21 protein-coding genes are annotated in these 22,192 nt (G+C 35.8%); 16 read left to right on the forward strand and 5 right to left on the reverse strand.

Features of this window, described 5'->3' with window-relative positions; all coding sequences use genetic code 11:
• The first annotated feature begins 132 nt into the window (after positions 1-132).
• On the forward strand, positions 133-1,818 hold the full coding sequence (locus tag ACEWK1_RS14120) for a glycerol-3-phosphate dehydrogenase/oxidase (RefSeq protein ID WP_416636394.1): 1,686 nt from the start codon (positions 133-135) through the stop codon (positions 1,816-1,818).
• A 15-nt stretch (positions 1,819-1,833) separates the two neighbouring features.
• Positions 1,834-2,385 carry a glycerol-3-phosphate responsive antiterminator gene (locus ACEWK1_RS14125; RefSeq protein ID WP_416636417.1) on the forward strand — a complete coding sequence of 184 codons (552 nt, stop codon included), beginning with the start codon at positions 1,834-1,836 and terminating at the stop codon, positions 2,383-2,385.
• 585 nt (positions 2,386-2,970) lie between these two features.
• On the opposite strand, the gene ACEWK1_RS14130 is transcribed toward ACEWK1_RS14125, so the two are convergent.
• The gene (locus tag ACEWK1_RS14130; protein ID WP_416636395.1) at positions 2,971-3,294 is read right to left on the reverse strand and encodes a thioredoxin family protein; all 324 of its coding nucleotides are present in this window, start codon (positions 3,292-3,294) and stop codon (positions 2,971-2,973) included.
• Between the two features lie 253 nt (positions 3,295-3,547).
• On the opposite strand from ACEWK1_RS14130, the gene ACEWK1_RS14135 reads away from it, so the two are divergent.
• The 4 genes from ACEWK1_RS14135 (at position 3,548) to ACEWK1_RS14150 (ending at position 7,046) form a co-directional block, all read left to right on the forward strand.
• Positions 3,548-4,303: a GTP cyclohydrolase II gene (locus tag ACEWK1_RS14135; RefSeq protein ID WP_416636396.1), complete on the forward strand. Its 756-nt coding sequence runs from the start codon at positions 3,548-3,550 to the stop codon at positions 4,301-4,303.
• Complete coding sequence (ribD, locus tag ACEWK1_RS14140) at positions 4,296-5,393, forward strand: bifunctional diaminohydroxyphosphoribosylaminopyrimidine deaminase/5-amino-6-(5-phosphoribosylamino)uracil reductase RibD (protein ID WP_416636397.1); 1,098 nt, start codon at positions 4,296-4,298, stop codon at positions 5,391-5,393. Before ACEWK1_RS14135 ends, ribD begins: the two co-directional genes overlap by 8 nt.
• Before the next feature lie 158 nt (positions 5,394-5,551).
• Complete coding sequence (locus ACEWK1_RS14145) at positions 5,552-6,328, forward strand: alpha/beta hydrolase (RefSeq protein WP_416636398.1); 777 nt, start codon at positions 5,552-5,554, stop codon at positions 6,326-6,328.
• Between the two features lie 232 nt (positions 6,329-6,560).
• Positions 6,561-7,046, forward strand: a complete 486-nt coding sequence (locus tag ACEWK1_RS14150; RefSeq protein WP_416636399.1) for a GNAT family N-acetyltransferase — start codon at positions 6,561-6,563, stop codon at positions 7,044-7,046.
• A 107-nt stretch (positions 7,047-7,153) separates the two neighbouring features.
• Here the strand turns inward: ACEWK1_RS14150 and ACEWK1_RS14155 are convergent, their stop codons facing one another.
• Positions 7,154-8,137 (reverse strand): multidrug resistance efflux transporter family protein, encoded by a 984-nt coding sequence (locus ACEWK1_RS14155; protein ID WP_416636400.1) that lies wholly within the window; start codon positions 8,135-8,137, stop codon positions 7,154-7,156.
• A 181-nt stretch (positions 8,138-8,318) separates the two neighbouring features.
• Between ACEWK1_RS14155 and ACEWK1_RS14160 the strand changes: the two genes are divergently transcribed.
• The 3 genes from ACEWK1_RS14160 to ACEWK1_RS14170 all read left to right on the forward strand — a co-directional run bounded on the left by ACEWK1_RS14160 (position 8,319) and on the right by ACEWK1_RS14170 (position 10,291).
• Entirely contained in the window at positions 8,319-8,837 is a 519-nt protein-coding gene (locus tag ACEWK1_RS14160; protein ID WP_416636401.1) for a YfiT family bacillithiol transferase, read from the forward strand.
• 146 nt (positions 8,838-8,983) lie between these two features.
• The gene (locus tag ACEWK1_RS14165) at positions 8,984-9,607 is read left to right on the forward strand and encodes a LysE family transporter (RefSeq protein WP_416636402.1); all 624 of its coding nucleotides are present in this window, start codon (positions 8,984-8,986) and stop codon (positions 9,605-9,607) included.
• A gap of 78 nt (positions 9,608-9,685) precedes the next feature.
• Positions 9,686-10,291 (forward strand): class I SAM-dependent methyltransferase, encoded by a 606-nt coding sequence (locus ACEWK1_RS14170; protein ID WP_416636403.1) that lies wholly within the window; start codon positions 9,686-9,688, stop codon positions 10,289-10,291.
• Between the two features lie 58 nt (positions 10,292-10,349).
• On the opposite strand, the gene ACEWK1_RS14175 is transcribed toward ACEWK1_RS14170, so the two are convergent.
• Positions 10,350-10,805, reverse strand: a complete 456-nt coding sequence (locus tag ACEWK1_RS14175; protein WP_285842994.1) for a divergent PAP2 family protein — start codon at positions 10,803-10,805, stop codon at positions 10,350-10,352.
• 140 nt (positions 10,806-10,945) lie between these two features.
• Positions 10,946-11,527 (reverse strand): TIGR00730 family Rossman fold protein, encoded by a 582-nt coding sequence (locus tag ACEWK1_RS14180; RefSeq protein WP_416636404.1) that lies wholly within the window; start codon positions 11,525-11,527, stop codon positions 10,946-10,948.
• A gap of 272 nt (positions 11,528-11,799) precedes the next feature.
• Between ACEWK1_RS14180 and ACEWK1_RS14185 the strand changes: the two genes are divergently transcribed.
• The 5 genes from ACEWK1_RS14185 (at position 11,800) to ACEWK1_RS14205 (ending at position 18,007) form a co-directional block, all read left to right on the forward strand.
• A complete protein-coding gene (locus ACEWK1_RS14185) occupies positions 11,800-12,552 on the forward strand; it encodes a hypothetical protein (protein ID WP_416636405.1) in 753 nt (250 codons plus the stop codon).
• Between the two features lie 221 nt (positions 12,553-12,773).
• Positions 12,774-13,856: a D-alanine--D-alanine ligase gene (locus ACEWK1_RS14190; RefSeq protein WP_416636406.1), complete on the forward strand. Its 1,083-nt coding sequence runs from the start codon at positions 12,774-12,776 to the stop codon at positions 13,854-13,856.
• 114 nt (positions 13,857-13,970) lie between these two features.
• Positions 13,971-15,335, forward strand: a complete 1,365-nt coding sequence (locus tag ACEWK1_RS14195; RefSeq protein ID WP_416636407.1) for a UDP-N-acetylmuramoyl-tripeptide--D-alanyl-D-alanine ligase — start codon at positions 13,971-13,973, stop codon at positions 15,333-15,335.
• Positions 15,336-15,398: 63 nt separating this feature from the next.
• Positions 15,399-16,112 carry an alpha/beta hydrolase gene (locus tag ACEWK1_RS14200; protein ID WP_416636408.1) on the forward strand — a complete coding sequence of 238 codons (714 nt, stop codon included), beginning with the start codon at positions 15,399-15,401 and terminating at the stop codon, positions 16,110-16,112.
• Positions 16,113-16,495: 383 nt separating this feature from the next.
• Positions 16,496-18,007, forward strand: coding sequence for a DEAD/DEAH box helicase (locus ACEWK1_RS14205; protein WP_416636409.1), 1,512 nt, complete (start codon positions 16,496-16,498; stop codon positions 18,005-18,007).
• 44 nt (positions 18,008-18,051) lie between these two features.
• On the opposite strand, the gene ACEWK1_RS14210 is transcribed toward ACEWK1_RS14205, so the two are convergent.
• Positions 18,052-19,227, reverse strand: a complete 1,176-nt coding sequence (locus ACEWK1_RS14210) for a DUF418 domain-containing protein (RefSeq protein ID WP_416636410.1) — start codon at positions 19,225-19,227, stop codon at positions 18,052-18,054.
• A gap of 159 nt (positions 19,228-19,386) precedes the next feature.
• Between ACEWK1_RS14210 and ACEWK1_RS14215 the strand changes: the two genes are divergently transcribed.
• Both ACEWK1_RS14215 and ACEWK1_RS14220 read left to right on the forward strand, forming a co-directional pair.
• Positions 19,387-20,109: a response regulator transcription factor gene (locus tag ACEWK1_RS14215; protein WP_416636411.1), complete on the forward strand. Its 723-nt coding sequence runs from the start codon at positions 19,387-19,389 to the stop codon at positions 20,107-20,109.
• A complete protein-coding gene (locus ACEWK1_RS14220) occupies positions 20,106-21,875 on the forward strand; it encodes a sensor histidine kinase (protein ID WP_416636412.1) in 1,770 nt (589 codons plus the stop codon). The genes ACEWK1_RS14215 and ACEWK1_RS14220 overlap by 4 nt, the downstream gene beginning before the upstream one ends.
• Positions 21,876-22,192: the final 317 nt, after the last annotated feature.

Consider the following 22,192-nt stretch of genomic DNA (forward strand, 5'->3'; position numbering starts at 1 on the left):
AAAAGTTAATAAAAAATTGGTCTTGAGACGTTTTGAGGGGACCACAACAAAGCTGTAAAAGGATTTCTTTACAGTTCATGTTGTGGTCCCCTTTTTTGTTGTTTTACCTACAATTTGAAAGGATGATAAACAATGACACAGTTTTCTAGCATAAATCGTTCAAAATATTTAGAAGAAATGGAAGCGAGCACTTTAGATCTACTAGTTATCGGTGGTGGAATTACAGGAACAGGAATTGCTTTAGATGCCCAGGTTCGTGGTTTAAAAACCGGATTGATTGAAATGCAGGATTTTGCTGCAGGTACCTCTAGCCGATCTACAAAACTTGTACATGGAGGCTTACGCTATTTAAAGCAATTCGAGGTAAAGCTAGTAGCAGAGGTTGGAAAAGAGCGGGCGATTGTCTATGAAAATGCCCCACATGTCACAACACCTGTCTGGATGATGTTGCCAATCATTGAGAATGGAACATTTGGTAAGTTTTCTACTTCTATCGGCTTAAAAGTATATGATTATTTAGCTGGAGTTAAGAAAGTCGAAAGAAGAAAAATGCTGAACAAAACAAATTCAATCGATCGTGAGCCTCTATTACGTGAAGAAGGATTAAAAGGATCTGGGGTGTATGTTGAGTATCGAACAGATGATGCACGATTAACATTAGAAGTAATGAAAGAAGCGGTAAACAGAGGTGTTTTGGCCTCAAATTATACAAAAGCAGAAGAATTTATTTATAACAATGGAAAAGTTATTGGAGTTCAAATTCATGATTTACTAACTGGTGAGAAGCGGAAAATTTATGCAAAGAAAATTGTAAATGCTGCAGGTCCATGGGTTGATACGTTAAGAGAGAAAGACAAATCAAAGAAAGGGAAATATTTGCACTTAACAAAAGGTGTTCACCTTGTGATTGATTCGTCACGTTTTCCTCTAAAAGAAGCAGTGTATTTTGACACTCCTTTTAAAGACGGTAGAATGATGTTTGCTATACCACGTGATAACAAAGCATATGTAGGCACAACTGATACAAATTACAAAGGCTCAATTAGCCATCCAAGAATGACAGTAGAGGACAGAGATTATATTTTAAAAGCTACTAATTATATGTTTCCAAACCTAAACTTAACAACGAATGATGTTGAATCAAGCTGGGTAGGCTTACGTCCTCTTATTCACGAAGAAGGAAAAGATCCTTCAGAGATTTCTAGAAAAGATGAAATCTTTGTTTCACCTTCCGGCTTAGTGACAATTGCTGGAGGGAAGCTAACAGGTTATCGCAAAATGGCAGAAGGTGTTGTAAACCTTGTACTAGAAGAACTAAGAGGAAAAAATTATCCTGCATGTACGACAGATCAGATTGTTCTTTCGGGTGGAGATGTTGGTGGTTCCAATCAGTACCCTAATTTCGTGAAAGAACAGGTTCAAAAAGGTATAAATTTAGGTTTAACAGAGGAAGAAGCAACGAAGCTAGTGAAACGATATGGATCAAATATTTCTGCCCTCTATGAAGTAATCAAACATAGTGGACATGAAGCGGAGGCTGCTGGACTTTCGTTAGAAGTATATGCATCCCTTATTTATGGAATTGAACAAGAAATGGTAGGAACACTATGTGATTTCTTCATTAGAAGAACTAGTGCCCTTTTCTTTGATATAAATTGGGTGAACAAGTGGAAAGAACCTGTTACAAAATACATGGCAACCATTTTTTCTTGGTCAGCTGAAGAAGAACAACGTTTCCGCGATGAGTTAGAGAAACACATATATGATGCCACTGTTCCTGTAGAGTATGATGAACATCCTCATGCTAAAAGTGTATAGAAAGGGTGTGGTTCACTGATGTTTGAAAAACAACAGGTGCTACCTGCGACCAAATCAATGAAGGATTTTGAGCAGGTCCTTTCTACTAAAAATGTAGAGTTTATCGTAATGCTTGAAGTGCATATTGCACAATTAGATAATATTATGAAGCTAGCAAAAGCAAATCATAAAAAAATCCTCTTACATGCAGATTTAATACAAGGTTTAAAGAACGATGAGTACTCAGCAGAGTTTTTATGTCAAAAAATAAAGCCTGATGGAGTGATTTCAACACGAGCAAGTGTATTAAAGACAGCTAAGAAAAATGGCATTTTATCGATTCAGCGACTATTTTTGCTCGATACGTTGGCAATTGATACAAGTTACAGCTTAGCTCAAAAGGTTCAACCTGACTTTATAGAAGTTCTACCAGGCTGTGTGCCACATTTGATTCAAAAAGTAAGTCAGGAAACAAATATTCCTGTAATAGCAGGCGGTTTAATAACAAATCATGAAGAAGTAACTAGTGTGTTAAAAGCAGGTGCACATGCTGTAACAACGTCCCGAAAGGAATTGTGGAGGATATAATTTGTAAGAAGGAAGATTTGTTCCGGTTTTATTGGAACAATGATAGTTAAAAATAGACTGAAGACTGCCCCGATACAAGGGGAAATGGGACAAAAATGCAGTAAATAGGCTGAAAGCTGTCCCGATACAAGGAGAATCGGGACTTAAAAGTAGTAACCAAGCTAAGATGTGTCCCGATACAAGGAGAATCGGGGCCCAAAAGCAGCAAAACAGCTAAGATATGTCCCGATACAAGGAGAATCGGGACCCAAAAGCAGTAACCAAGCTAAGATGTGTCCCGATACAAGTGGAATCGGGACCCAAAAGCAGCAAAACAGCTAAGATATGTCCCGATACAAGCGAAATCGGGACACAAAAGCAGCAACCAAGCTAAGATCTGTCCCGATACAAGCGGAATCGGGACCCAAGAGCAGCAAAGCAGCAAAGATATGTCCCGATACAAGCGAAATCGAGACCCAAAAGCAGCAAATAAGCAAAAAGCTGTCCCGATACAAGCACAGCCGGGACAGCTTTCTGTATTTAAAAAAATCATACCTCTTCAATAAACCTCTAATACAGACAACATCAAAAGTTCTTAATTAATGATTATTTATTTAGAGATTCCGATAAAAACTCAATCACTTGATCTGGGGTTTTTGCATTTGCACTATGTAAGTGTGCTTGTTTTTCACCATTTTTAAATACTAATAAACTTGGAATACCCATTACATCATATTTTTCTGCAATTTCGGGAAGGTCATCTTTGTTTATTTCATACATTGATACATTTCCTACCTCTTCAAATACAGTTGGTAGAAACATGTCCATTCTTTTACAGTCTGGGCACCAATCTGTAAAAAATTTAAGGACTACTGGTTCATTACCATTAATAAGCTCTTGAAATTGATTTTCTGTTTTTACGTGTTCCATGCTATCACCTCTACCCTTATTTTATCCAATACTCGGTCAAAAAACAGTAATTTGCTTACTTAAACTAATTATAGGAAAAAACTAGATGGTCATCCACCTATCATAGCTTGATTCTTTAGAAAGTAGGGTATAAAGTATTGATGACACAAAGGATGCTCAGTTCAAGTTAGTTGACGACATTCCATTTCAACCTTATACTCACTTACAATAAGTAAGTTTAAAGAATAGATAGCCAATAAAGGGGAGAAACCTAATGGTAGAAACAATAAAAGATATCCCTCTAAATATAATAAAAGAAAAAGTAAAGATTGTTCCTCATAATCAAGGAGCTACGTATGTTGTGGGACCAATAAACCTCCCAATTCAACTAGATGGCAAAACAGAATTCTTCAAATGGTATTGCTGGATGGAGGCTGAGGCTGAACATGATTCAGCTGAAACATTTGAATCAATCTTAAGAAATTTACCTAGTGCAGACTTATCAAAACATCAGCAATCAAGTGTGCTTGTTTATGGTGATTTTGCTCATAATGATGATGCGCTTATACGTATGCATAGTATATGTCATACAGGCGATATCTTTGGAAGTAAAAGATGTGATTGTGGCTATCAGCTGAAACAATCTTTAAAAATGATAACAGAACATGGTACAGGAGCCCTTTTTTATCTTGCTGATCATGAAGGAAGAGGTATTGGATTATTTAGTAAAGCTCTTGCATACCTCCTACAAGAAGATGGCTTAGATACAGTGGAGGCAAATGAGGCACTTGGCTTCTCGGATGACCAAAGAAATTATGATGATGCGATTCGTGTATTGAAAACTCTTCGTCAATTACCCGTAACACTAATTACGAATAACCCACTTAAACTAAAAGCGTTGCAAGATTCAGGTGCAAATGTCTCAGGCCGTATTCCTTTATGGGGAGATATATCGAGCTTTAATCAACACTACCTAGAAACAAAAATGGAGAAGGCCGGCCACTTTAGAGGAGGCTATACCGTTGAATGAACATGAGTTTTATATGAAGTTAGCTATTGAGAATGCCGCTGCTATGAAGGGTCAAACAGATCCAAATCCATTGGTAGGGGCTGTCATTGTAAATCATAATCGAATTGTTGGTGTAGGAGCTCATTTAAAAGCTGGAGGACCACATGCAGAAATACATGCCCTTAATATGGCAGGAGAACAGGCAAGAGGTGGCACAATGTATGTAACATTGGAACCATGTTCTCATTATGGCCGTACAGGACCATGTGCTGTATCAATAGTTGAAGCGGGTATAAAGAAGGTTTATGTTGCTACTCTTGATCCTAACCCGATTGTTGCAGGAAATGGAGTAAACATCCTAAAAGAAGCAAATATTGAAGTGGTAGTAGGAATTTGTGAAAAAGAGTCACGTGAAATGAATGAAGTGTTTAATAAATTCATTGTTTCAAAAATGCCTTTTGTAACGTTAAAGTCTGCTACAACGTTAGATGGTAAAATTTCATCTTTTACATCGGATAGTAAGTGGATTACCTCTGAGGAAGCCCGAAAAGATGTTCATCAATTGCGTCATGAGCATGCTGGAATTTTAGTAGGGGTCCAAACGGTGATAAAAGATGATCCTGAATTAACGACTAGAATTGAACATGGTCGTAATCCAGTTCGAATTATTTTGGATAGTCATTTAAGAACACCACTTCATTCAAAGGTCGTAAAAGATCAAAAAGCCGAAACATGGATTTTCACTTCAAAAAAATTTGATAAAGAAATAAAAAAGGCGCTTGAAGACCATAATGTAAAAATCTTTGTAACAAACGGTGAAGAGCGCGTAAACATTCAAGAAGTGCTAAGAATACTTGGGGAGAATTCTATTTCCTCTGTATTAATTGAAGGCGGAGGAGAAGTGAATGCTTCTTTTTTAGCAGAGCAGTTAGTTGATAAATTAGTTGTTTATATGGCTCCAAAAATAATCGGCGGCAAGCAAGCTCCAGGCTTTATCGGGGGACAAGGAATTGAAAAGATGGCCGATGCCATTGATCTTCAGCATTTAGATATCATCAAAATTGGGCCAGACTATAAGTTTGTAGGATATCCTCACTATAAAGAAGCATGATGTTATACGCATCATGCTTTTTCATTCTATTTTGTTTTCTTGATCTTTGTTGTGAAAATGAAAAGAATAGGTTACAATAAAACCAAGTAATCTTATATGAATTATAATGTATATAATAAAAAATAAATTTATCCACAGTAGCCTAAGGGGGATTATAGATGAAAAAAGAATTATATCCAGTTATAAAGGGTGCAGATAGTTTATATTTCTCTGGTAATAGTACAGGAATCTTATTATGTCACGGATTTAACGGTACACCACAAAGCATGGAGTATATAGGGAAGCAACTTGCTAAGCTAGGATATACTGTGTCAATTCCTCGTCTAAAAGGTCATGGGACAAATGTTGAAGATATGAAAAATTGCATTTATAACGAATGGATTTCAGATTTACAGATAGCATTTGAAGAATTAAAAAAGAACTGTGACCATGTTTTTGCAGTTGGCCAATCCATGGGCGGTGCCTTAACAATTCAACTTGCAGCTAATACAATAGTGAATGGAATCTTCTTAATTAATGCGGCTGTAACAGATGTTGCTTATAAACAATACCGTGATGAAACAAAGCCGAAAATGATTGAAGAAGGGGAGCCAGACATAAAAAAGCCTGCTGTCCATGAAATAACGTATGAATCTGTTCCATTAGAGGCTGTACATCAGCTGTTAGATTTAATGGATGATACAAAAAATAAAGTCAAAAATATCACAAGCCCTACTGTGATTTTTAAATCATCAGTTGATCATGTCGTTCCACCAGCAAATTCTGATTATATTTATGAGCAAATTTCTTCAGTTGATAAGAGGATAATAGAATTAAAAAACTCATATCATGTTGCATCAATGGACTATGATGCAAAGCTTATTGTGGATAACATAAATCACCATATTCAGAATTTAAATGCTGGTATACCAGTAACGGAGCTGGTAAATAGCTAATGGTTTGTGAAGGTAAAGTGGATAACTCTTGAGTTATCCACATACTTTTCCACATATTAAAAAAGTTATTAACAGTTGTGAGAACGCTTTAAATAATTTACTATCTTTCGTGAGATAGTAAATACTTGTCTATTAAAGGTTGTATACGTTTGCAAAAATGTTCGAATTTTAACAGAGAAATGCTATAATTTGTAATTATATAAAGTGAAAAATTAGTGCAGAGGGAGATTACATGACGATAGCTATTCGAAAGATGAATGAAGGAGATATAGAACAAGTACAACGTGTTGCTAGATCTAGTTGGCGGACTACATATAATGGAATTATACCTGATTCCACTCAAGAGAATTTTGTTGCAACTGCATATTCTTCTGAAATGTTACTCAAGAGACTAAGAGAAACACTTTTTTTAGTAGCAGAAGAAGATGATGAAGTTATTGGTTTTGCAAATTTTACGCCTCTAAAAGATGAGAGAAAAGTAGAATTAGGGGCTATTTATCTTTATGAAGAACACCAGGGAAAGGGAATTGGTACTGACTTATTAAAAGCGGGGATACAGCACTTAAACGATGTTAGGAAAATATATGTAAATGTAGAAAAAGAAAATCTGGCTGGTGTCCATTTTTATAAATCTAAAGGGTTTAGAATTGAAACGGAATATGAGGATTTGTTTGATGGTCATATATTACAAACTGTAAGAATGGTCTTAGAGGTTTGATGAATTTTACATCATTATTGATTAAAAAAAGTATCAGTGCTCAGGGAGTCTTTTCGGTAACCAAGAAAGAGTCTCCCTTTGACACTGAATATAAACTAGCAGAACAGCTATGAAAGCTGCCTAGATGGGTCTGGTTTAATTGTTTGAGCAGGGCGGTTGCTTCTGGATATGTAACTATGCAACACCATGCCGATTATAACAAAGGCCATTCCTAATAAAGATAAACCTGTAGGAAGAGGTAAAGCGAGAAAAATAATTTCTCCAATAAGTACAAAAAGGACCTGAATCGATTGAGTTGCCTCTACAGCTGCAAGTTGAGCCATATTGTGCTGAACTAAATTTGTTGCTTGAAAGAAAAGTAGAGTAGCAATTAAGCCCGAACAAATTGCAACCCAAAATGATTGGGTTATCTGCGTTTTACTTGGAAGGCCTGTCGTAAAGATAGCAATAATAGCAAAAATAATCCAAAGTGGTAAGCTTCCAATTGTCATCCCCAATACCCTTTGAAAAACATCCAATCTACCCTCACAAACTTCCATCATTTTCCGATTGCCCAGGGGATAAGCAAAGGAGGCAATGAGAACTGGAATGATTGTTAATAAAACAGGCATGATTGATAACTGACTTGCATGTTCAAATTGCATAAATGCTATCCCAAAGATAATGATAAGAGACATGCTTAAGCCTCTTAACGGGATCTTACCCCTCACCTTTACAGATCCGTTGACTGTTTGGACTTTTTCATAAAATAGTGGTGAAAGTAGAGAACCTGAAAGGATTGTCATTTGCCAGGTTGCCGCAATTAGCCACCCTGGTCCATAAGCTCCTGCAAAGCAAATAGGTGCATAAAATAACCCAAATCCCACTGTTCCCCATAAGAGCCATTTTAATGGGTTTTTTTTCATCTCTATAAGAAGAGGCTGCCACTTTTTTCTCCACATAACGAGAAGAAGTAAAAAAGGAAGCATAAAAAAATAACGTAAAGAAGAACTCCATAACCAGCTACCCCCGGAAAGCTCCATGGACCGATTTAACACAAACGTAAAAGCAAAAAAGAAAGAAGAACAAACTCCTAATAAGATTGCCCGCATTGCGAAGCCTCCAATCATCTCCATTAAATGGAAAGGTATGTTTAACATAATATAACATACAATTGTTTAATTTAGTGTGTTTTTTATAAAATTCAATCCTTTCTTTACGTAAGATATTGTCCATAAGATCTTTCGCCCATATAATGAAAATAACAAAGTCAAATAAAGGGAGAGTGTAGAGATGAGGAAAAGCCTTCAATATCCTATTGGTGAATTTAAGGAGCCTAAGCATGTATCTCAGAAAGACATCGAAGGATGGATAGAAGATATTGAAAATACCCCTAAGCAAGTGAAGTTAGCTCTTGAAGGTCTTTCAGAACCTTTGCTAGACACATCATACCGACCAGGTGGATGGACGGTTAGACAAGTGGTTCATCATCTAGCAGACAGTCATATGAATAGTTATATTCGCTTTAAATTAGCCCTAACTGAAGATCGTCCAACTATTAAAGCATATGATGAAAAAACATGGGCAGCTTTACCTGATACTAAATTGCCATTAGCAATCTCTATTAATCTCCTTGAATCTTTACACGAACGATGGGTATATTTATTAAAATCAATGTCTATGTCTGATTTTCAAAAAACATTCATTCATCCTGAAACAAATAAGGAAATCTCCTTATCTACTAATGTTGCATTATACTCGTGGCATGGAAAGCATCATATAGAACATATAAAATTAGTAAGAGTTCATTAAAAGAGCCAGCAGTCCTGATCATGTAGGGCTGCTTTTTTAGTAAGCTTAAAGGTGCAAAATCATAGAAAACAGGTATTACTTTCACATAATTCTTTATCCAGTTGAATATCATGTACAAGCATATATCGATATTGGGGGTAAAGAATTTGAATTTCTTATTCAGCTACGTACTTCTAGGGGTTTCACTAGCAGCACCCATAGGCCCTGTAAACGCAGGTCAAATTGATCGAGGCATAAAAGGAGGATTCCTTCATGCCTGGCTGTTTGGTTTAGGGGCAACAACTGCTGATGTTGTATATATGGTGTTAGTGTATTTAGGGTTTGTAAACTTTTTGCAAATTCCGACAGTGAAAATGTTTCTATGGTTTTTTGGCTTTTTTGTTTTAGTGTATACGGGTATTGAAAGTTTAATGGCGGCTAAAAAACATACGTTCACAACTAGTAGAGTAAATCTCCGCTATTCTAAGTCCTATTTTTCTGGCTTTTTTATGTCTTTACTTAACCCTCTAAGTATTTTGTTTTGGATAGGAATTTATGGGGCAATTCTGGCCAACACCACAATTGGAAATGGTGGAACACAACTTCTTATTTGTAGTGCTGCCATCCTATCAGGAGTTTTATTATGGGATTTAACGATGGCAATGTTTGCTAGCGTATTAAGAAGATATTTAACAACAACCCTTCTTGCTGTTATCTCTACGATTTCAGGCATTTCTTTAATTTTGTTTGGCTTATATTTTGGCTATCAAGGCTTTCTGTTACTTATTTAACATTTGGAAAAAGTCCCGATTCGTTTGATTTGTGAAAAATAGGGTAAATAGAGAAAAACGATACCGGGGTGCCAAAACATGATTAATTCGTTTAAAAAACAATTTAGCGTTCCTAACGGATTACTTGGAAGAGTGGCTGGAATCATTATGGCAATTGAAAATAAGAAGTTAAACAAATGGACTCTATCTCAATTACATATAGATAATAGTGATCGTATTCTTGAGGTTGGCTATGGTTCAGGAAAGTGTATAGAGTACATGTTAAAAGCCAATAGAACGATCAAGGTTGACGGTCTTGATGTTTCGAAAACGATGAAAGCCCAGGCGGAACACAGACTAGGAAATTATGTTGAGAGTGGACAAGTGACTCTTATGCTAGGTGATGTTGAGAAAGTAATGTTGGATGAGGAAAAATACGATCAAGTTGTCACAGTGAACAATTATACAATTTGGTCCCATCCCGAAAGAGGGTTACAACGTCTCCATCAGGCAATGAAAATAGGAGGGGAAATTGCCATTACAATGCAGCCTAGAGAAGAAAATGCCAGTTCTGTAAAGACCAGGATGTTTGCGAATCAAATCTACAAGAACCTTTCTGATTGTGGGTTTTCTGAAATAAACATTTCTTTTAAGCGAATACACCCAGAATTAGCAGTTTGTGTAACAGCCATTAAGAAGGGATAAAAAATCATGAGTGAAAGGAAGCAAGCCATTCACTCATGATTTTGTTTTAGTCTAGAATTTATTTCTCCATCATGCTACTAACCATACCGATTAGTATACCTAAAAGGGCTCCCCCAGCAACTTCAGCAGGTTGATGACCTAGCAGCTCATTTAATTCCTTTTCCTGCTTTACATGAAATAAACCGGGCATATGTCCGGATAATACCTCAATGTCTGCATCAATATCATTTACAATCTTTGCGATTTCGCCTGTATGTCGACGAATACCTTGTGCATCATACATAACAATAATTCCAAAGATAACAGCTAATGCAGTATCAGTGGAATTAAAACCCTTTTTTGTTGCAACATATGTTGCCAAAGCAGATACACCGGCTGAGTGAGAACTTGGCATGCCGCCTGTTTGAAAAATCGGACGCCAGTCCCAAACATTGTTTTCTTTTTTATGTGTAAAAATTTTAAGCCCTTGTGCAATTCCAATGGCAGATAAAGCTGTCCAGATTCCTCGATTCATTTCTCTCACCTCTATGTATATAGTCTTTAACAAAATAAATTCTATATACAATGATGCTTAAAAAATGTTATTTGAATGAATCTATATCAAAGGAACCTTAAAAAGTTTCAATGAAGAAAAACATAGAAGACAAAAGCCTTCTATGTTTGTTGTGGAGTAATCCATTTTGTTAAAAGTGGAGGTTCATAAGAACGAAATTTCTGGATTAATTGCTCGGGTTCAGAATCTACAATAACCATTGATCGATATTCAGGCTTTAAAAATTGTTCTTGAATCATATGGTCAAAGAAAGCAAGAAGTTTATCATAATAAGAGCTACTGTTCATCATTCCAATTGGCTTTCTATGCTCTCCTAATTGAGCCCAAGTATAAACTTCAAAAAATTCTTCCATTGTCCCAGGTCCACCTGGTAAAACAACAAACCCATCTGATAGCTCTTCCATTTTTGCCTTACGCTCATGCATGGAATGAACAATAATAAGCTCAGAAAGACCAGGGTGGGCAAGTTCCCGATCCATTAGCATTTTAGGTATAACGCCAATCACTTCTCCGCCCGCTTGCAGAGTTGCATTCGCTACTACACCCATAATTCCTACTTTAGATCCACCGTATACAAGTGTAATTCCCTCTTTAGCTAATTGAGTACCAAGTTTTGCTGCATCCTCTGAATATAAATCTGAAGCGCCTGGACTAGATCCACAAAAAACACAAATTCTTTTCATGTTATCCCCTCCTTGAGTAAGTGTGTGAAAAGGGTTGTAAAAAAGGACTATTCTTTTAAATGAAAAATATACATCTTATTTTAGTTTAGATGGTTTTTCATTATTTGAAAATAAAAAGTAATGGAATTTACAACATCTTTATAAAGGACTTATGTTCATTGGTGATAATGACCGAAAAGAAATTAAGCTTCTTAATTCAGTTTGAATTTACATAAATTTCTTGTATAAGTGGGACCTTAGATACGTACAGAATTATTTTAGGAGAGATGATAGTGAAATTAGATCTCAGGTGGTTTGTAATGGAGGAGCTAGAAGCATATATTCAAGAATATGAATTAAAAAGTGCCTTAGACTTTTATGAACAACAATTAATAAATAAAAAGGGCAAAATTCTTGAGATAGGTCAAAGTCAGTTATTCCTTCTTCCTAATCTTTTGAATAATGGCCTCCAAATGGAGGGGCTGGTGAATTCAAAGAAGGGAGAGGAGGCTTGTAAGCAAAAATGTGAGGAGGTAAATCAGACTGCGACCATCTATCAATTGAGCCCAATTGAGTTTAAAAAATCTACTCGTTACGACGCCATTATTATACCTTTTGGGTCTGTCTTAACTGTAGAAGAAAGGCTTAATTCAATAAAAGTTTTAAAAAATGTCTACGATCATCTAAAAAGTAAGGGCACCATTATTGTTGATCTTTTTATACAGGATGAATTTCTTGTTCAGCAAAAGCATAGTATGGTTCAAGAATTTATGAGTTATCTGTATGTTTGTGAAAAACAACTAATCAAGCTAGATATGCTCGAACAATCAACAACATATTTGTTATCAGTTGAAAAGATAAAAGAAGGAAAGATGATTGAAAAAGAGCAAAAATTACAGCCCTTTATATGGTATGGCATAAAAGAATTTAAGCTGATTTTGGAGAGAATTGGATTTACTAATGTCAAAATATATAGCAACTACTCAACAACAGAATCAACTAAATCATCCGATAAAAAGGTATTCACATTTATAGGAGAAAAATAAACAATTACATAGTAGAAATGCTGAACTCCTCCTTAGTTCAAGCAAATCATCCTTCTTAAATGAAAGAAACGAAATTGAAATCCTACCGTATGATAGATCAAGTGGGCAAAAAAAACAGAAAATGTTCGAAAACTTATAACAGAAATAAGGAATCGTTAATAACAATTTTGCCCTAAAGTGATAAAATAAGAATGATGAAAGAGCTGAGGAGGAAAATCCGGATGAAAATGAAGTTAGGCTTAATATATGGTGGGAAATCTGCAGAGCACAATGTTTCTTTGCAAACAGCCCTAGCCGTTATCAATGCACTGGATATGAGTAAATTTGACATACATCCTATATACATTAAAGAAAATGGAGAATGGGTAAGAGGGAAGGCATTAGATGCTCCTGTAAAAGAAGTAAGTACATTAAGATTGCAGGAGAACGGAGATTCTATTTCACCCGTTACATTAAATACTGAGTTATTTCCTGCAAAGGTTGAAGAGCAGGAAAAAATTGATGTGATCTTTCCGTTGCTACATGGACCAAATGGTGAAGATGGAACGGTTCAAGGATTACTTGAATTACTGAATATTCCGTACGTAGGGAATGGTGTATTAGCTTCTGCAGCTGGTATGGATAAAGTTGTCATGAAGAATTTATTTGCACAAGCTGGCTTAGCTCAAGCAAAATATGTATCTTTTATAAAAAGTGATTATGTGCAATCACCAGCTGCCAAATATGAGGAAATCGAAGCTGAATTGGGTTATCCATGCTTTGTAAAGCCTGCAAATTTAGGATCAAGTGTTGGCATTAACAAATGTAAAGATAGAGTAAGCTTAGAAGCGGCTATTAAGGAAGCATTTGAGTTCGATCGTAAGGTGATTATTGAAGAAGCAATTGTAGGAAGAGAGATTGAAATTGCCGTTATTGGTAATGATCATCCGGAATGCTCTGTAGTCGGTGAAATTGCTCCTAAAGTTGAATTCTATGATTATAAAGCAAAGTATGAAGATGGAGAAACAGATTTAATCATTCCAGGTAACGTAACTAAAGAGGAATATGAAATGATTAAGGAAATGGCAATCACATCATTCAAGGCAATAGATGGATCAGGCCTAGTTCGTGCTGACTTTTTCTTAACTGAAGACGGCAGGGCTCTTATTAATGAGGTTAATACAATGCCTGGTTTCACTCCATATAGTATGTTCCCACTAATGTGGAAACATTCAGGCCTTGAATATCCTCAACTAATAGAAAAGCTTGTTGACCTTGCATTGGAGCGTTATGAACAAAAGCAACAAATTAAGCATTCCTTTTAATCAACTAAGCTTACGAAATTCTTAATTTTATTTAAAAAGGAACTGAATATAACATAAATCAGTTCCTTTTTTTCTTTTTAGCACATAAAGATTCCTTAAATAGGAGAGGATTTAATGATTACAAGAACATTACTTGATGTACAAAACATGGTGAATGGAGAAGGACTAGAAGAAAAATATCAACACGTTGAAATTTCAGGAGTAACAACTGATTCACGTAAGGTTGAAAATGACAACTTATTTTTTCCGCTTGTTGGTGACGTGTTCAATGGGCATGAGTTCGTTGACAAAGCAATAAGTAACGGAGCAAAAGCAGTTATATGGCAGAAATCCGAAAAAAATCCTCCAAAAGAAGTGCCATTAATTTTAGTTGAAGATACTTTAGTAGCACTACAAGCTCTTGCAACAGCATATATTAATGAATTACCTAACCTCAAAATTGTCGGTATTACAGGTAGTAACGGGAAAACAACAACAAAGGACATGGTTGCAGCCGTTTTAGAAACAACATATAAAGTACATAAAACACAAGGGAATTTTAATAATCATATAGGTTTACCATTAACCGTTTTAAGTATGAGTGAGGATACAGAAATAGCCGTTTTAGAGATGGGGATGAGTGGTAAAGGAGAAATTGAACTTTTATCTGAAATTGCCCATCCGGATGTTGCGGTCATTACAAATATCGGTGAAGCACATTTAATGGATTTAGGATCTAGAGAAGGAATTGCGGAAGCTAAGCTTGAGATTACTAAAGGCTTAAAAAAAGACGGATTATTTATTTATCACGGCGATGAACCACTTTTACAAGAGAGAGTGCCAGGACTGTCTTTAAAAACAGCTACTTTTGGAGAAGCAAGTTCTAACCATTATTATCCTTCAAAAATTATTCAAGAACCAACAGGAACATTATTTGAAGTGAATAATGAGGAATACTTTATTCCTGTACTTGGAAAACATAATGTGTGGAATGCTTTAGCAGCCTATGCAGTTGCTGATTCTTTTGGTATTAAAAAGGATGCAATAAAAAAGGGATTCTCATCAATGAAAATGACTGGGATGCGCTTGGAATTAATTCATGCTAAAAATGGAGCATCAATCATTAATGATGCTTATAATGCAAGTCCTACTTCAATGTTAGCAGCAATTGATCTTATCGAAAATTTAAAAGACTTTGATCAAAAGATTGTCGTTTTAGGTGATATGCTTGAATTAGGTGATGATGAAGTAGAATATCACCAACAAGTAGGAAGAGAAATAAAACAAAATAATATTTCCCACATCTTCACTTATGGAAAACTTGGTAAAGAAATCGCAAAAGGTGCAAAAGAAAATCAGCCGGTTGATACAGTTCATCATTATGATAATAAGGGTGAATTAATCAAGCACCTACAGTCTATCGTGAAAGAAAAAGATATCGTACTTGTAAAAGCCTCAAGAGGAATGAAGCTTGAAGAAGTCGTAAATTCATTTGTGTAGGAGAGAAGGGAGGGATTAAGTTGTGTATCCCTTCCGCTGAACGGTAAAGGAGGTTTCTATCATTTGAAAGGATGTCTCTTTATTCATGGTTTCACCGGAGCACCTTATGAGGTGGAACCACTTGCCAGCTATATAAAAAAGCAAACTGGTTGGGTTGTAAAAGTTCCCACTCTCCCTGGACATGGAGTAACTCTTTCATTAAAAGGGCATACATATAAAGAATGGATTTCTCATGCTGAACAAGAACTTCTTTTATTAATGAAAGAGGTGGATGAGGTCTATGTTATTGGATTTTCAATGGGAGGGGTTATTGCTTCGTATTTAGCTGCTAAATACGAAGTGAAAAAGTTGGTCCTATTAAGTGCTGCTGTTTATTATGTGAATCCTAAACAATTAGCAGTGGATGTAAAAAATATGATAAAAGATTTATTCGGTGGGAATATTACTAATAATGAACTATTTAACCGATATAAGAAAAAGATAGTCGAAACACCGATATCATCAACTTTTGAATTTAGAAAGTTAGTGAAGAAAATAAAGCCTTACATTCAAAAATTAAACATGCCAGTATTAATTGTTCAAGGTGAATGTGATGGTATTGTTCCGGTTAAAAGTGCATTTTATTTGTACAATACGATTCCCTCAAAACAAAAAGAATTACACTTACTCCCATGCTCTAAACATCACGTTTGTCACGGTGAGGATTACGAAGATCTAAAGGAATATGTTGAACGCTTTTTAGAAAATCAACATGAAGAAAGTGCTATTTATCGTTAGTTTAGTTTTACAAGCTGTTCTGACATTAAGTTGAAATAAGCAACCGGTAGTGGTATGATTACATTTAAAGTGTTTGCGGGCTTTAAATAAGGTAAACTGCTGCCCTTGTTGAAATAAGGGTATTTTTTGTTGGCAAATAATCAGAACGGTTTTACTATCCTCTAAGTGTGGGTAGTATAAGAAGAGCAGGCACATAGTTGCCGGTTTTTTAAACATCTGACTGTTTTTCATGATGACACAACAGTTGATAATCTACATTAAGCTTGGCTGATCCCCGAGCATATAGGATTCATTTAAACATCGTTTCATTATGAATACGATATAGATTACCTATAAGGTCTGTAAATATTTACAGCAAACGATATAGAAGGAGTATGAATACATTGACATTAACGTTTCAAGATTTAGGTTTAAGTACGTCATTGATGGAATCAATAAGTAAAATGGGGTTTGAAGAGCCGTCACCAATTCAAGCACAAACAATCCCGTTAGGCTTGCAAAAGAAGGATGTAATCGGACAGGCACAAACAGGTACTGGTAAAACAGCTGCATTTGGTATTCCGCTTATTGAAAAGATTGATGTGAAAAGTAACAACATTCAAGCTGTTGTTGTTGCTCCAACACGTGAACTTGCTATTCAGGTATCAGAAGAACTTTACAAAATCGGTTATCACAAACGCTCTCGTGTTCTTCCGATTTATGGTGGTCAAGATATTAACAGACAAATTCGTTCATTAAAGAAAAATCCACATATTATCGTTGGAACACCTGGACGCTTATTAGACCATATTAATCGTAAAACTTTACGTTTAAGCGGCGTTCATACGATAGTATTAGATGAAGCAGATGAAATGTTAAACATGGGCTTCATTGAGGACATTGAATCCATTCTTTCTAATGTACCTGAGGATCGTCAAACATTACTTTTCTCAGCAACAATGCCGGATCCAATCCGTCGTATTGCAGAGAAATTTATGAGAGACCCTGAGCTTGTAAAAGTAAAAGCAAAAGAAATGACAGTTCCAAATATTACACAATATTACCTTGAAACACACGAAAGAAAGAAATTCGATGTTTTAACAAGATTACTTGATATTCAATCTCCTGAACTTGCGATTGTTTTTGGTCGTACAAAACGCCGTGTTGATGAATTATCTGAAGCATTAACGTTAAGAGGTTATACAGCTGAAGGTATTCATGGAGACTTAACACAGGCTAAACGTATGTCTACTCTACGAAAATTTAAAGAAGGTGCAATTGAAGTACTAGTTGCAACAGACGTTGCAGCACGTGGGCTTGATATTTCAGGTGTTACACATGTTTATAATTTTGATGTACCTCAAGATCCAGAAAGCTATGTTCACCGTATTGGACGTACAGGTCGTGCAGGTAAAACAGGTATGGCGATGACTTTCGTTACACCTAGAGAATTAGACATTGTTAAAAACATTGAGCGTACAACAAAACGCAAAATGGATCGTATGAAGCCACCAACTGTTGATGAGGCAATTGAAAGTCAACAACAAATGACAGTGGAAAAAATTCGCTCAATCATTGAAGGTGAAAACCTATCCTTCTACAAACGTACAGCAGAAGAGCTTCTTGAAGAGTTCGATGCACAAGATGTAGTAGCTGCTGCAATTAAGTTCATGACAAAAGAGCCAACTGCTGTTGAAGTTAAACTAACAGAAGAAGCTCCGGCATACTCAAGATCTAAAAACAAAGGTGGTCGTTCTTCTGGCAATAGAAGAAAAGGTGACTACAACCGCAGTAGTGGTGGTGGACAAAAGAATCGTTCATCATACGGTAACCGTGACCGTGACCGTGATCGTGGTGGTAAAGGTGGCCAAGGCGGAAACAATAAACGCCGATACTCAAACTCAAACTCAAAATAACATTGAAAAAGCCGTGTCCTTAAAGGATCGGCTTTTTTGCATGTTTAAAAAGAAATGGTTTCTTTCTTTTTAAGTTTTGGCTTAAAGGAAAAATTTGTAACAATGCGAAGGGTTCTTTCAACAGGTCCTTGCGATGATAGTTTTAAATAAAAAGTACTGGCAATTACTTGTAAACAAAAGATACAAAGAGCAAAAAGGATGCCGATGAACAAATTCGTATGACCGAACAGACCAAATCCATATCCGTAATAAATGGTTGTGCAAATGATAGTTTGCATTAAATAATTTGTTAGAGAAAGCTTCCCGACATTGGCGAAGGCATTCTGAAATTTATTTCCTTTTAAAATATGAAATAGAAAGGCGAATAAAAAGATATAACCAAGAGATAGCAGGTTAGCGCCTAGCATCCCAAGGACCCCAGACCAGTTAGAGTCGGGCAAGAAAGTGTTATAACTTTTTAATAATAAGCCAATAGGAACAAGGATCGAACCAAGGATATATTGCCTTTTTTCGAGTGCTGGCTGTGTAAAGAGACCCATTTTTGCACTGTATATCCCAAATAAAAAAAGCGGTGCAGACATAAATGGAATAAAAGCCAAAATGAGAATTAGCAAGCCTGGTGAAACATCCATTGGAAATTCATTGTTTCGATGATCCATAATTTCTGTGTATGAACCCGAACTATAGGTTTGGATTGTATCTGAAACATACTCTTCCATTTGTGCTTGTTCTTGTTTTGTTTCTTCTAATTGTCCATAACCAATTAATGGTGTTAAACACAATAAGATGATTGCCCAAATAAAGATGGTTTTCATTCGACGATTTATAAAGAGTAATAAGAAAAACCCCATCATACCATAAAAAGTTAGTATATCCCCTTCCCATAAAAAGGTACTGTGTAAAATACCAAGCAAAAGGAGCATAAGAAATCTTCTTACAAAAAATCGTTTATATTTAAGATAATGAGCCTCAAGTTTTTCCTTCATTTTAACCATGGAATATCCAAATAAAAAAGTAAAGATTGGCATAAAGCTCCCCTCTATAAATACTTTTATAAACTGATAAGCAACAGTATTTGAGTTGGAAAGGTTATATAAATGTATTTCATCTTTGCCCCACATTCCAAATTGAAAAATTAGAATATTAGCAAGTAAGATGCCAAAAAGACTAGCTCCTCTCAAGGCATCGATAAATGCTATTCTAGTTATGCTTTCGTTCATGGTTTTTCTCCTTTTCGTTTGTTTATTTATGTAATTTCACTATAGTTCTTTTTTCTTAATTTAAAGAAACCTAGAGATTAACAATAACTTAATTGTTCAAAAAGGAAATTAATGTTTTGGTAATGTTTGTATGATACGATCGAATTGAGGTGAGATTGAATGCAAGAAGCGAACATTTTATTGGTAGATGACGAAACATCCATTGTGAAAATGGTTGAAATGGTCCTATATAAAGAAGGGTTTATAAATATTTTTAAAGCATATACAGCCAGAGAAGCACTTGAAATTGTACAGCAGCAAGATATTGATTATATCGTTCTAGATGTTATGCTTCCGGACTTTTCAGGCTTCGATTTATGTCCAAAAATAAGAGATATTTCTAATGCCTATATTTTATTTCTAACCGCAAAAGTGTCTGATTTAGATGTGTTAACAGGATTTGCAATTGGTGGAGATGATTATGTGACGAAGCCATTTAATCCACTTGAAATTGCAGCGAGAATAAAAGCAACATTGAAAAGAAGAACTTTACCTGAAAGGTCCTCGTTTAATGATCAAGTGAAGTCAAGTAATAGCTATGACTATAAAGGTTTTGTAGTGGATGTAGATGCAGGGGAATTACTTGTAAAGGGAAAGGTTGTCCCGTGTCCAGCACAGGCTTTTTTACTATTAATCTATTTCTGTCAAAATCCTAATATTGTGATTTCTAAGCAACAATTACTTGAAACAGTTTGGGGTTACGACCGATTTGTTGATGACAATACAGTTACTGTCCATATTCATAAGCTAAGAGAGCGAATTGAAGAAGATCCAAGCAATCCTAAATATTTAAAAACTGTTCGGGGATTAGGCTATAAGCTTGTGAAGGAGAAAGATGTGTGAGAGTTGTAAAACGAAGGCTGACCTTTCACTTTCTACTGCAATATATAGGGATTACCTTATTAATCAGCACCATTTTCGTGGCACTATTAATCTTATTAATATGGTTTATTTCCACAGAAGATTTAAAAAGAAGCTTCCCCACAGGAGCATTAGAATCAATTTCTACTGAAACTTCAATCACTGATGGCAAAGCAAGCATTAGTAAAGGGTGGGAAGAACAGCTGCAAAAGAAAGATATGTGGTTTCAAATTGTTGATGAAAATGGACAAGAAATTGCATCCAGTAATAAACCACCTGATATAAAAGATTCCTATACATTAAGTGAAATATTAAAAATAGAAGAAGACCAGCGTTTTAAAGGATACTCAGTATACACTGAATTAGATACGATTAGCTATAATGAGCCTTATTATTATTTATTAGGTTTTAGGGACATGACATATGAACAGTTACAGATTCTTATTGATAAATACAGTCAAAATGGAGAAGTGGATATAAGCAAAGCAAGCTTATTAGAGAAGGAAATGGGTAAATCCAATACTCTTCACTTAGTGAATGAGGAAGGAAAAGTAGTCCAATCTTTTGGGAAAGATCTTAACATTGAATACTATAATCCAATTGAAATCCTCTCAAGAGAAACGGCTCCAGGTTTATATAAAACAAGGGTATCGGTTATCCATGATCAGAAGACAAATCGAACTTGGGTACTTCACTCCAAAAATAATATGAAAGAAGCTTATGCTGAACAAACATTTTATCGTGACATCTTAATTGCGTTTATTATAGTTGGGGTCATTATACTACTAATTACGATTAGTATCGCTGTGTGGCACGGGTTTAGATACGGTCGCCCAATTATCATTTTTACTAGTTGGCTAGAACGAATGGAACATGGTCAATATCAGGAAGTTCTTACAGAAGATGAAAGGAAAAGAATTTTTCGTAAAAATGGAAAAGTTAAGGTGCGTTATCGTCTTTATCAGGAAGTTTTTCAAGCCTTCTACAATATGGCAGAAACACTAAGTTCAACAGAAAAAGAAAGAAAACGACTGGATCAAACAAGGGAAGAGTGGATGACAGGAATATCTCATGATTTAAGAACACCTTTAGCATCTGTTCAAGGTTATGGTCATTTACTTGAAAGTGATAAATATGATTGGTCCAATGAAGAAATAAAAGATATGGGCAAGGTCATCAGAGAAAAAGGGGAATATATGCTTGGGCTTGTGGAGGACTTTTCATTAGCCTTTCAATTAAAAAACAATTCTCTATATTATTTAAAGGAAAGAATACTGCTTAATGACTTCCTTAAGGATGTTGTTCAGAAATATAAGAATGATCGAATGCTTGGGAATGTTAACATTTCTTTTGTTGAAGAGGTTAAAAACATAGAACTTGAGATTTCAAGAAAATGGTTTGAACGTATTTTTGATAATTTAATTATGAATGCAATAAAACATAACCCTTCTGATACAGCTATTTTTGTGACACTCAAAAAAGCAATTGATCCAAAATTTGTAGAAATAGCTGTTGAAGACCAGGGTGTTGGTATGAACGAAGAGATGCAAGAAAATCTTTTTGACCGTTACTTTAGAGGAACTAACACAGAGGAAAAAGTCGATGGAGCAGGCCTAGGGATGAGTATCGCAAAAGAAATCGTCAAATTGCACAATGGTGAGATTCATGTAACCTCGGCCGTTGGGGAAGGAACGGTTATTAAGCTTAGATTTCCTGTTCAGGCTAAGCATGTTGAGCAGGATGAGTAGTATATTGTTTCGTTTGGGCTGGAATTGGGATGGTATGAGTTTGATGAACGACATATGCGGTAAGTGGGTAAGTGGGGAGAGAGTAGTGTCGTTCATGAGGGGGATGAACGACAAAAGAGGTAAGGAAAGAGCGGGTAGTGTCGTTCATGAGGGGGATGAACGACAAAGGGGGTAAGGAAAGAGCGGGTAGTGTCGTTCATGAGGGGGATGAACGACAAAAGAGGTAAGGAGAGAGCGGGTAGTGTCGTTCATGAGGGGGATGAACGACAAAAGAGGTAAGGAAAGAGCGGGTAGTGTCGTTCATGAGGGGGATGAAC

The organism is Metabacillus sp. YM-086 (assembly GCF_048059995.1).
GTDB lineage: Bacteria > Bacillota > Bacilli > Bacillales > Bacillaceae > Metabacillus > Metabacillus litoralis_B.